Here is an 11,696-nt window from a genome sequence, read left to right as displayed (position 1 = left end):
GGGTGAAGCGCATACCGGGCACGGTCACTGGTTCGGGCGGCGGTATGCCTTCACCACGCTGGCGTAGCTGTTCTTGGCGTGGCCCTGGGCGATGACGCCCTCCATGAGCGCCTCGGAGTACTTGGGCAGTTCGGGGTCGACGCCGAGCGCCTCGCTCTCCTCGACGAGGTGCTTGAGCGCGCCCAGGTGCGTCTCCAGGGTCGCGTCGTTGGCCGGGAACTTCTCGTCGCCGGCGTCGATCTGCGCGGCGTAGTCGGCCGTGAACATCTTGATCGCGTCGAGCCACATGTGCGCCCACGGCAGGAACTCCCGCGCCTTGACGCCGCCGGTCTCCACGATGGCCACGCCGTGCAGGAAGCTGTTCAGGGCGCCCCACATCAGGCCGAGCAGCGACACATCGAACAGGGCGGGCTTGCCGTGGTCGGTGCCGAGGTAGGTGGTGCCGCCGCCGAGGAGCTTCAGCACGGGCTCGTGGGCGTCGAAGACGGCCTGGTCACCGGCGTAGAAGAGGACGGAGGTGGCGGCGCCGATGCCGGGCGGGGTGATCATGATGGCGCCGTCGAGGTACTGCGCGCCGTTCTTCTCCGCCCACTCGGCGGTCTGCCGGGCCTGCTCGGAGGAGCCCGTGGTCAGGTTGACGACGGTCTTGCCGCGCAGGGCTTCGCCGAGCGAGCCGATCACGTCGTGCACCACGTCGTACGTCGACACGCACACGACCACGAGGTCGCTCGCGGCGACGGCGTCGGCGGGGTTCGCCGCGAGGACCGCGCCGTCCGCGACGAGGCCGTCGGCCTTGTCCGCCGAGCGGTTCCACACGGTGGTGGCGTGACCCGCCGCCAGGAAGGCGGCGGCCAGGGCCTGCCCCATCAGGCCGAGGCCGAGCACCGACACCGAGGTGTGGTTGTCACCCATGAATCAGTTCCTCCAGTACGAAGTGGTGTGCTGTGTGATCCGCCGCGCGAGGCGCGCCGATGGGAAAGAGGCCCGGGATGTGCCCGGGGGGTGTGGCGTCGACTCAGAGGAAGACGGTGCCGGGCTCCACCACGGCTTCCTTGGCCAGTTGGGCGGCGAAGCCGGTCTGGCCGCGCACGCAGGTCGGGACGATGCTGTCCACGGCTTCCAGTACGGCTGCCAGGTCATATTCGTGGCCACGGAACCACTGGCCGTCCATGGCGCGTTGCGCTCCTGTCTGTTCACCCGCGGTACGTGGTATCCGCGCTCTGCCCGGGCCCGGTGCAGCACACCGGCCCCCGCCTTCCGCACCAGCGCCGAACCGTATTCCTCGGGAAACCCTGGCATTTGCCCCTTCGGATTCGCTTCGGACGACTTCGGAAACGCTGCGGAGGGGCCCTTCACTGCGGTGGCCGAGCCCTTTTCGTCGCACGTGGCGCCGGTCGTCGGCTGGTTACGCTGAGATCATGGAATTCGGGGTGCTGGGGCCGCTGGAGGTGCGCACGGACGAGAGTCGCCTCGTGCGGGTACCTGAAGTCAAGGTGCGCATGCTCCTCGCCGATCTGCTCGCCCACCACGGGCAGGTCGTCCCGGCGGCGCGGCTCATCGAGGACCTGTGGGGCGGCTCGACGTTCACGGCACGGCCGACGGCGTCGCTCCAGGCCAAAGTCTCCCAGCTGCGGCGCGCGTTGGAGGACGCGGAGGCGGGCGGCCGCGAGCTGATCGCGCACCGGCCGCCCGGATACGTCCTGGACGTCCCGGCCGATGCGCTCGACGCCGGGCGGTTCCGCGAACTGGTCGCCCGGGCCCGGTCCGGCGGGGACCCGGTGACGCGGGCGGCGCTGTACACCGAGGCGCTGGCGCTGTGGCGCGGCCCCGCCTTCGCCGAGTTCGCCGACCAGCCGTCGGTGCGGCCGACGGCGGCGAGCCTGGAGGAGGAGCGTCTGACCGCGGCGGAGGAACACGCCGGGGTGCGGCTGGAGTTGGGCGAGCACAGCCTGCTGGTGGGCGAGCTGACCGAATTGGTGGAGCAGCATCCGCTGCGGGAGGGGCTGCGGGGCGCGCTGATGTGGGCGCTGTACCAGGCGGGGCGCTCCTCCGACGCGCTCGACTGCTTCAACGATCTGCGGCGCCGGCTCGACGAGGAGCTGGGGCTGACGCCCGGACCGTCCCTGGAGGCACTGCAACAGGCCATCCTGCGCCACGACCCGGTCCTGGCCCGGCCGGAGCCGCCCGTGCAGTCCGCCGCGGGGGTGCAGGCGGGGCCGGGGCCGACCGGTTCGGCCTCGCCCCTGGTGGGCCGCGAACAGGACGTCCAGGCGATCCGGACCCTGCTGTTACGGTGCCGCCTGGTGACGCTCACCGGCCCGGGAGGGGTCGGCAAGACCCGCCTCGCCCAGGCCACGGCGGAGAGTCTGGCGGGCGCGTTCGGGGAGGGTACCCGGCTGGTGGAGCTCGCGGACGCCGGGGGCCTGGAGCGGTTCGCCGGCGCGGAGGCGCTGGCCGAGCAGGTGATGGCGACGCTGGGAATCCGGGAGAACATCTCGGACGGCGACGCCAAGGGCCCGACGGACCGCCTGGCGAACGCGCTGGCCGGCCGGCGTCTGCTGCTCGTGCTGGACAACTGCGAACACGTCGTGGAGGCCGTGGCCCAGCTGGCCGGCCTGTTGCTGAGCCGGGCTCCGCACCTGCACATCCTGACGACCAGCCAGGAACCCTTGCGCACCCGGGACGAGACGGTGTACCCGGTGGCGCCCCTGTCGCTGCCTCCGGAGGACCGGCCCGGCCTCGACGCGCTGGCGAGCGCGGGCGCCGTACGCCTCTTCGTGGACAGAACCAGGGCGACGGACCCGGAGTTCGTGCTCGACGCCACCACCGCCCCGCTCGTCGCCGATGTGTGCCGGCGCCTCGACGGCATCCCGCTCGCCCTGGAACTGGCCGCCACACGGGTGAGATCGCTGGGCATCAGGGAACTGCACGACCGGCTCGACGATCGTTTCAAGGTGCTCAACAGCGGCTATCGGGACGCCCCTTCACGCCACCGGACGCTCCAGGCCACGCTCGACTGGAGCTGGGGCCTGCTCGACGACCGCGAACGGACCGTGCTGCGCAGGCTGTCGGTGTTCAGCGAGGGCTGCGGCCTGCGGGCCGCCGAGGACGTGTGCTCCGGCGGCGGCGTGTCGCCCGCCGACGTCCTCGACGCGCTGAGCCTGCTCGTGGAACGCTCCCTGGCCGTCCGCACCGAAGGGCCGCAGGGCCCGCGCTACCGGCTGCTGGAGTCCGTCGCGGTCTACGCGCGGGACAAGCTCGCCGATTCGGGTGAACACGCCGGGACCGCCGCCCGGCATCTGCGCCACTGCGTCCGCCTCGCCGAGCGGGCCCGGCCGCATCTGCACGAGCGGGAGCAGTCCCGCTGGTTCCAGTACCTGGACCTGGAGGCGGCCAATGTGCAGCGCGCGCTGGCCGAGGCCGACCGGGCCGGGGCCGCGCAGGAAGCGCTGCGCCTGGTCAACTCGCTGACCTGGTACTGGTACGTCCGTGGCCGGCTGGGCGAGGCCCGCAGAGCGCTGGCGACGGCCCTGGACACGCCGGGCGAGGCCGCGCCCGAAGAGCGTGCGGAGGCGGTGTTCTGGTACTCGGGCATCCGCCTGCTGCTCGGCGAGCACGAGCGGGAGTGCGACGCCCTGGAGGAGTACCCGCCCGAGTCGACCGTGGAGTCGACCAGGGCGCAGTGGTTCCTGGCGCACGCGCAGTGGACGGTCGGGGCCCTGGTCAAGGGCGAGCACCGGGTCGAGCGCGTCCTGGTCCGGTTCCGCACCCTGCGCGACGCGTGGGGCACCGCCGCGGCGCTGACCACGCGGGCGTGCTTCGCCCTGGCCCGCGGGGACCTGGAGTCGCTGCGCGGCAACGCCGAGGAGGCCCGCGCCCAGTTCACCGAACTGGGCGACCTGTGGGGCCGGTTGAAGACGACGGACGTGCTCGGCAGGCTCGCCGAGATCAACGGCGACTACGACCTGGCGGCCCGACTGCACCGGGAGAGCCTGCGGATCGCCCAGGCCCTGGAGACATGGCCCGAGATGTCCGCGAAGCTGTCGGGCCTCGGCAGGACCGCCCTGCTCACCCAGCGCTACGACGAGGCCGACGACCTGCACACGCGCGCCCTGCGGATCGCCGTCGGGCAGGGCAACCAGCCGGCCGAGCAGTTCGCCGCACTGGGCCTCGCACTCAGCGCCCGCCGCCAGGGCCGGCTGGACGCCGCCGAGGAGTGGCTGCGGCCCTGGCTCGCCTGGAACCGCCGCCGCGGCGACGGTCCGGGCCTCGCGCTGGTCCTGGCCGAACTGGGCTTCATCGCCGAACAGCGCGGCGACGCCGACCGCGCCCTGGCCCACCACCGGGACGGCCTCGCGGCCGCCGCGACGACCAAGGATCCCCGTTCGGTCGCCCTGGCCCTCGAAGGCCTGGCCGGCGCGTACTGCCTGGCAGGCGCCCCGGAACGGGCAGCGAGTCTCCTCGGCACGGCGGCGGCGACCCGGGAACGGGCCGGCGCCCCGCACCCCCCGGCGGAGCGGGGGGACGTGGAGCGCATCGCGGCCCGCCTGCGCGCCACGATGGACGAGGCCGCGTACGACCGCGAGTTCACCGCGGGCACCCGACGCGACCACGAGCGCGAGGCCGCGGTGGAGTCGGCCGCCCGGCCGGAGGCCCGGTGACGGGCCCGCTCACTCAGCGCACCGTGCGTCGGACGACGCTTCCTTGAGATCGCGGTTGCGCGCCCGCGCCCCCATCTCGTCCCAGAACCTGCGCAGGTTCGCGACCGTCGTCCTGCGCTGCCAGCGCGCCCGCCGCCGGAACCTGAGGGAGCGCCATGCCTGGAACTGGAATCTCTTGAGCATCGAATGCTGGTGGATGCAGAACAGTTCGTTGAGTTCGGTGCGGCACTGCGGCCCCTTGGGCGGGTACGGACAGAACTGGAACGCGCAGCCGTCGACGCAGTGGGAGCCGGGCAGCGAGCGTGGGGTCTCTCCGACCAGTGCCTGCCTCGGGTCGAGCGGGGTGCGGTCCTTGGCCAGGCAGGGCGGGAGGGCGTTCTGCTCGCCGGTGTAGGCGTCCTCCAGGCGCAGCAGCGCGTCCTTAGGCCGGTCGCCCCGTTCCTCGGTGAGGATCAGCAGGACCAGTACGTCGGCGAGGAGCTGCTGGGCGCTGGGGTCGAGGGTGCTCCATCCCCGGGACGGCGGGATCCACAGATTGTGCATCCGCCACTCGCGTGGCGAGCTGGTTCCGGATCCGATCTGTGAGGCCATGCCGGCCTCGTCGATCCACAGGAACCGGTCCGGGCGCCGGGTCTGCAGGGCCTGTCGCGCCATCTTGCCCGCGGCCCTGACCAACGGGTGCTCGTCCCGGCGCTTGCGCTTGACCTTGGGGTTGGCCGTCTGCTGCAGCCATTGACGTACCTGCCGGTCGGGACTCGCGCCGTGGCCGCGTCGGGGCTGCCCCTCGGTGACGTCGTCCGGGAGGGCCCACAAGGTCAGCGCGTGCAGCAGGGCGAGCCGGGCGAACCAGTAGTCGGTGTGCTTCAGCATCTCCCCGGCCTGCTCGTTGAGGAACTCGCCGGCCCTGCCGGGATGCGTGGGGGGTGTGCGATGGTTCGCCGCCTGCCGGAACCCCTGGGCGAGTGCGACCTGCAGTTCCAGGTCGACCTGCTTGTCCCGCATCCTCGACATCCACCCGGACAGCACTTCGTACGGAGTGTTCTGGTGCGGGGTGAAGGAGCAGGAATGGACCAGCATCGGAGCGAGCCAGGCTCTCATGATCCGCTTTCGTTGGTCCTCCTGATCCCGGTTCCGCTCCCTCTGCTCCTTGTTCTCTTCGTCGCGCCGCTTGTTCTCGAGGACTTTCGCGCGCCCTTTGCGCAGCAGGCGTTCGGTCCGGGTGGTGCCCGGCGCGGACGGCGGGCGTTCCGCTTCGAGCGATTCGGGGGAGGCGAAGGGAAGGCCACTTCCGCCTTCACTCGGCCCGAGCCGGGGGATGCCGTGGAAGAGGTCGTCGACGCTCACCAGACCGCGGGCGAACGAGGGTCCGGCTCCGGTGACGGCTCCGGCTCCGGTTCCGGCTCCGAAGAGAGAGAGGGCGGGAACGGGTGCCCTCGCGGCGGAGAGTTCGAACTGAAGAGCGCTGAAGGCTTCGTCGCCGCCCTCACCGATCGCCTGAGCGATGGCGAACCTCACGCCGTGGGAAGGCTCTTTGCCGGCGATGTCGAACAGCAGGTCGTAGGCGGTCCGGCCCCGGACCTCCCGCACACCGCTGGGTGGGAGGGTCCGCCGTCTGCTCAGCAGCAGCCCGGTGGCGGCGATCCGCCTGACCAGGGCCTTCTTCGGCGAGTCGAGCTTCCGGTCGTTGTAGACCTGCAGATTGCCCCACTTGTCGTGGATCTCCTCGACGATCTCTCGGTGCTGGGGCTCGTGGTGGAAACTGTCGACGTCGAGCGCGGCGGAGTACAACTCCAGGGCCCTGATCTTCGGATCCTGCTCGATGTCACTGCCTCCCCGGTCGTCCGGGGGCGCTTCGGTGCTCGGTTCGGCATCGCCTTTCAGCGCATTGTCCGCGGCCGTCCTGAGCTCCATCCGGACGAAATCGAGGGAACAGTGTTCCGCGGTCTGGCGGCGCTCCACGACTTCGGGGTGATCGCGACATCCGGCCAGCGCCTCGACCGACCGCGAGTAGAACACGAGAGCCATGGCGAGTTCACGGCCCGGGCAGGTGAGCGCCCGGGCGAAGAAGGCCTCACGGACGTCAGAGGCGGAGGAGCGCGGCCGTACCGCCCGGTCGAGGTTCACCAGGACGTCCATGCAGCGGGAGGCGAGGTAGGCCTGCAGAACGCTGTGCTGGAACCTGACTCCGCTTCCCCGTTCCTCCACGAGTCCCAGGCGGCTGCCCCAACTGGCCGCCAGACGCTCGTCCATACTCGCGTCCGCCACCTCACCGGCACCGAACCTCTTCGCGGCGAGTTGTACTCGGCGCTCGAGCAACTTACGCAATTCCTGTGCCGCTTCGGCGTCCTGCTGTGTCTTCTCCTCACCGATCACGCTGTCTTCGCCCGCGCGCGACGGCGTCAGGACGCCGTAGTCGACGTACGTCGAGTTGGTGCGCAGCGCCGCACAGGCGAGAACCGACAGGTATTCGACGGTCATGAAGCGGCCCTTGGCGGAAATGGGCTGCTCGGGGTAGAGGGCGCCTTCGACGAGGGCATCGACCCAGCCCTCCAGCAGGTCGTAACGCAGCGCCCACATGTCCTGGTCGCGTGGATCGCAGCGCTCGTCCCCTCCGGCGCCCACGATCAGTTCGAGCCTGCCGCGGATTTCGAGATCCTTGGCGATGTTGAGGTACAGCGGGGATTCGGCGATCTCGGCCGCCTCCACCACCCAGTCCATGCGCTGTTTGTTCGATCGCCAGTTGCTGCCCTGGGCGACGTACTGGAGCGCCGCTTCCTCACTGAGCGGTTCCAGAACCGTCTGCGCCGCACTGATGGCCTCCAGCGACTTCTGCTGCCTCGACGTGATGACCAGGGGCAGCCCGCAGTCCCGGGCGTCGTTGATGGCCTTCCGGATCTTGTTGTCGCGGTCGTCGACGTCCTTCAGGACGTCCTCGAGTCCATCGGCCAGTACGACCACCCGGTCCTGGGTGTAGCGCAGCCGCTGCCAGACCTTCTCGGCCTCCGAGACGGAGAAGACCCGCTCCAGGACCTCTTCGCAGAACTTGTCCTTGGCCTGCTCCGAGAAGTTGAGCCGCTCTTGTACATCGCGAAGCCGCAGCACGACGGGAACGATGCCCTTACGGGCCAGTCGCTGGGTGAGCCGCACGAGCAGAGCCGTCTTTCCGACTCCGATCGTGCCGACGATCACATGGGGCCGGCGCTGGCAGGAGTCGTGGAGATCGTTCATCAAGGCGTCGCACAGCTGATCGCGCCCCACGACGGTGCCGATGATGCTGCCCGGTTTCACCAGCTCGTCGGGATGTCTGCGCGCCTTGCGCAGGTAGTAGTGACGGGCCCGCCGGAAGCGCCAGGCGATGAACCACGCGGTGGCCACCACGGCCGAGGACGACAGGCCCACGGCTCCCAGCACGCCCTGCCAGCTGCCCCACTGGCGCGTCTCGCCCGGTTGCCAGACGCCGTACACGAGCAGCGCCAGGTACGCCGCGGAGAGGACGATGTACCCCGCGCTCATCAACCAGGTCTCAGGTCGCCACCAGTGACGCGCCCGCCGCTCGCCCCGTTTCAGCAGCCACCAGTTGCGCGCCTTGCGCCAGGCGAAGACAACCGGCCAGCTCGCCCCGAACCACAGCCGAGCCCACACACCTGCCGGCTGAGGGCCGGGCGCGCCATGCCTACGGGTCTCGTTGCCAGGGCTCATCAGAACTCCCCGTGCCAGGATCCCTGGCCAAAATTCGGCCCTCTTCCATGGAATCACGGCGATTTCGGGCAGGCAAAAGGAAGCACTACCGGGGAGTAACGAACGGGGCCCAGCGGCCGGCTGGGCACTTCCTCCAACACGCTCAGGACGAACTTCCGCGACTCGGCTGGAGACAACGCCAGGTCACGAACTGCAGCGCACCGCCGTCGCCCCGCACCGGCAAGGCGAGCCGAGTCCGCTGTCCAGGAGCAACGGCCGGGTTCGCTGTGCGGGCCCGGCCGTTGCCGCATCAAGGGGCCGAAACCGGGTCGAGGAAGGTCAGCACCGAGGCGTCCTCCTCGATCAGCGGAGTGAGGGCGGCGTTGAACGGGCCGCCGTACGGGGCGTTCAGGTGCGCCTGGAAGGCGTCCTCGTCCCGGTACACCTCGAAGATCCAGAAGGCGCGTGGGTGGGCTGACTTGGTGTAGACGTCGAAGGCGAGGTTGCCCTCCTCCTGACGGACCTTCTCGGCGTACTCCAGGATCATGCGGGCGACTTCGTCCTCCGCACCCTCGCGGGCGGTGAACTCGGCGAGCAGGGTCTTCTTCATGGTGCGGTGTCCTTGTCAGTCGTGGGCGGAGTCGAGGTGCCAGACCCGGGCCCGGTCCAGCCTCACCGAGCCGTTCTCGGCGAATACCTGCACTCCCTGGGCGGCCGGGTCGGGGAAGATCTGGTCGGTGATCACGGCCTCGCCGCTGCCGCCGAAGACCTCGACGGACGACCAGTCGACGAGGATCCGCAGCTTCACCTTGCCCTTCTCGGCCTTCAACGGCGCGGTCTGGACACCGGGGAAGGTGCTGTTGAAGTCCACGGCGCCGGAGCGGGTGCGGTCGACGTACAGCTCCTGGGTCGCGGTGTCGTAGCCGATGACGGTCTCCTCGCCTCCGGCGCCGGTACGCACCTTCAGGCCGAAGCGTTCGGCGTCTTTGAGGGAGAAGGTCGCCTCGATGTCGAGCGCCTTGCCCTGGGCCGCGGGGCCGATCAGCGGCTGGGTGGTGCTCTTGACGGTCACGCCGGACGCCGTCGGCGGCCCGCTCCGCCGGAGGGACTCCAGGCTGCCCACCGGCTTGCTGGTCAGCCGGATCCGGCCGTCGATCGTGCGCAGGGCCATCTCCCGGGGGATGCTCTGCGCGCCGCGCCAGGGGGAGGTGGGGATGGCGCCGCTGTAGTCCCAGTTGTTCATCCAGCCGATCATGTAGCGCTTGCCGCCCGGCGCGTTCTCCCAGGACACGGCCGCGTAGTAGTCCTTGCCGTAGTCGGCCCAGTCGGCGCGCTGTACGACGGACTTGGCCGGGGCGTCGGCGACGGTGAAGCTGTCGGCGAGGATGTGGCCCCAGCCGGCGGTGTTCAGGTCGACGATCTGGATCCGCGCCTTCTTGCCGGCGTAGGGACGCAGGTCGAAGGAGGCCCAGTCCAGGCTCTCGCTGTTGGCTCCGGTGGCGCTGCGGACGGTCTTGCCGTCGACGAGCAGGTTGACGGACGTCTCCTGGGAGACGGGCTGCGCCTTGGCGTCGGACAGCATGATGTGGTCGACGTTGAGGTGGCCCCAGCCGCCGGTGTTGTCGTCGACGATCCTGAGCCGCGCCTTCTTGCCGGCGAGGTCGCCGACGTCCCAGGAGGCCCAGTTGAGCGCCTCGGCATCCTTCCCGGTGGCGCTGCGGACGACCTGGCCGTCGACGAGGAGTTCGAGGGCGGTCGGGTGGTCGGAGCCGATGGGGTGGTTGCCGCCCCCGATGAGGAAGTTGATGTGGTTCTTGTCGATGGTGAATTCGGGTGAGGTGAGGGTGCCGGTGGTGGAGTCGCCGTTCAGGAAGGTGTTGACCAGGCCGTTGCCCAGGAATCCGGAGACTTCCTGCTGGTTGGGGAGGGTGCCATTGGCCGGTGCCGAGCCGAAGGCCTGGCCGGTCGTCGTCCAGTCGCCGTAGCTGCCGCCTTCGAAGTCGGCCAGGACCGTTCCCGCGGGCGGATCTCCCTGCTCCAGGAGCGTTCCGGACTCGTGCGGGTGCCGTCCGCCACCGACCTTGAAGTTCAGGTAGGGGCTGTCGACGGTGAACTCGGGCGAGGTGAGGATGCCGGTGGTCGCGTCACCGCCGTGGAAGCTGTTGGCGAGACCCTTGCCGTCGAAACCGTCGACGGTCCCCTGTCCGGCCACCGCCCCGGCCGCCGGACCGGCGCCGAACGCGGTACCGGTGGTCGTCCACGCACCGAATCCGGTGCCCTCGAAGTCCTGCATCACCGTGCCGGCGGGCGGGGTGTAGGTGCCCTTGTCCTCGGCGGTGAACTTCTTGCCGTCGAAGTCGCCGAGGAAGTACTGGGCGGCCGAACCGCCCGCGATGCCGCCGGGGTTGATGTTGACGACGAGGACCCACTTGATGTTGTCCTTGTCCCCGTCGACCGCCAGGGGGAACAGGTCGGGGCACTCCCACACGCCACCCGTCGCGCCGGCCGGTCCGAACTCGCTGAGCAGGTCCCAGTCCTTGAGGTTCTTCGACGAGTAGAACCGCACCTTGTGCTCGGTGGACAGCGAGACCGTCATCAGCCAGCTCTTGGTCGGCTCGTACCACTGGACCTTGGGGTCGCGGAATTCCTTGGAGCCGATGTCGATGACGGGGTTGCCCTGGTACTTGGTCCAGGTGCGGCCGCGGTCGGTGCTGTAGGCGAGCGACTGGGCCTGCTTGCCGCCGTTCTTGTACGCGCTGGTGTAGATCGCCACCATGGGCGGGTTCTTCTTCGTACCGAAGCCGGTGGTGTTGTTCCAGTCCACGACCGCGCTGCCGGAGAACACCATCTCCTCGTCGTCGTGCGACAGGGCGAGCGGCAACTCCTCCCAGTGCACGAGGTCCTTGCTCACCGCGTGCCCCCAGGACATGTCGCCCCAGGTGTTGCCGCTCGGGTTGTACTGGTAGAAGAGGTGGTATTCGCCCTTGTAGTACACGAGCCCGTTGGGGTCGTTCATCCAGTTCTTCTGCGGGGTGAAGTGGAACTGGGGTCTGTAGGTCTCGGTGTACGGCGGGGTGTCGGCAGCGACGGCCTGGGGGGCGAGCGCGGCTGCGGACAGGGCGCAGACGGTCGCCAGCGCCGCGATCGTCCGTATACGGGCCTGCCGGGATGCACGTCCTGAGCTCATCGTGTCTCCTGTGCTGCGGCCGTCCGCACGGCCGAGCCTGATGCCCGGGGCGGAACCGGCCAGCGAGTGGCGCCCTCCCGGCGCTGTCGTCCACGGCGCCGAGAAGGGATGTCATCGTTGACTTGTGTCATCGATGACATCGAGTGGCCCGATGATGGACGCAATCCGGC

6 protein-coding genes are annotated in these 11,696 nt (G+C 70.0%); 1 reads left to right on the top strand and 5 read right to left on the bottom strand.

Annotated features, from left to right (window positions below; translation table 11 throughout):
* Window positions 1-24: 24 nt before the first annotated feature.
* On the bottom strand, window positions 25-912 hold the full coding sequence (locus AB0G20_RS22820; RefSeq protein ID WP_361305308.1) for an NAD(P)-binding domain-containing protein: 888 nt from the start codon (window positions 910-912) through the stop codon (window positions 25-27).
* A 103-nt stretch (window positions 913-1,015) separates the two neighbouring features.
* Window positions 1,016-1,171, bottom strand: coding sequence for a hypothetical protein (locus tag AB0G20_RS22815; protein ID WP_361305306.1), 156 nt, complete (start codon window positions 1,169-1,171; stop codon window positions 1,016-1,018).
* A 247-nt stretch (window positions 1,172-1,418) separates the two neighbouring features.
* Between AB0G20_RS22815 and AB0G20_RS22810 the strand changes: the two genes are divergently transcribed.
* Window positions 1,419-4,661, top strand: a complete 3,243-nt coding sequence (locus AB0G20_RS22810) for a BTAD domain-containing putative transcriptional regulator (protein WP_361305304.1) — start codon at window positions 1,419-1,421, stop codon at window positions 4,659-4,661.
* Window positions 4,662-4,670: 9 nt separating this feature from the next.
* On the opposite strand, the gene AB0G20_RS22805 is transcribed toward AB0G20_RS22810, so the two are convergent.
* The 3 genes from AB0G20_RS22805 to AB0G20_RS22795 all read right to left on the bottom strand — a co-directional run bounded on the left by AB0G20_RS22805 (window position 4,671) and on the right by AB0G20_RS22795 (window position 11,526).
* Window positions 4,671-8,360 carry an ATP-binding protein gene (locus AB0G20_RS22805; protein ID WP_361305302.1) on the bottom strand — a complete coding sequence of 1,230 codons (3,690 nt, stop codon included), beginning with the start codon at window positions 8,358-8,360 and terminating at the stop codon, window positions 4,671-4,673.
* A gap of 289 nt (window positions 8,361-8,649) precedes the next feature.
* Window positions 8,650-8,949 (bottom strand): putative quinol monooxygenase, encoded by a 300-nt coding sequence (locus AB0G20_RS22800; protein ID WP_361305300.1) that lies wholly within the window; start codon window positions 8,947-8,949, stop codon window positions 8,650-8,652.
* A 15-nt stretch (window positions 8,950-8,964) separates the two neighbouring features.
* Window positions 8,965-11,526 (bottom strand): GH32 C-terminal domain-containing protein, encoded by a 2,562-nt coding sequence (locus tag AB0G20_RS22795; RefSeq protein ID WP_361305298.1) that lies wholly within the window; start codon window positions 11,524-11,526, stop codon window positions 8,965-8,967.
* Between the last annotated feature and the right edge of the window lie 170 nt (window positions 11,527-11,696).

Origin of the sequence: Streptomyces sp. NPDC024017, assembly GCF_040638895.1 — a bacterium.
Taxonomy (GTDB): Bacteria; Actinomycetota; Actinomycetes; order Streptomycetales; family Streptomycetaceae; genus Streptomyces.
The sequence above is the reverse complement of the archived record's forward strand: the minus strand, read 5'-3'. Positions and strand labels throughout refer to the sequence as shown.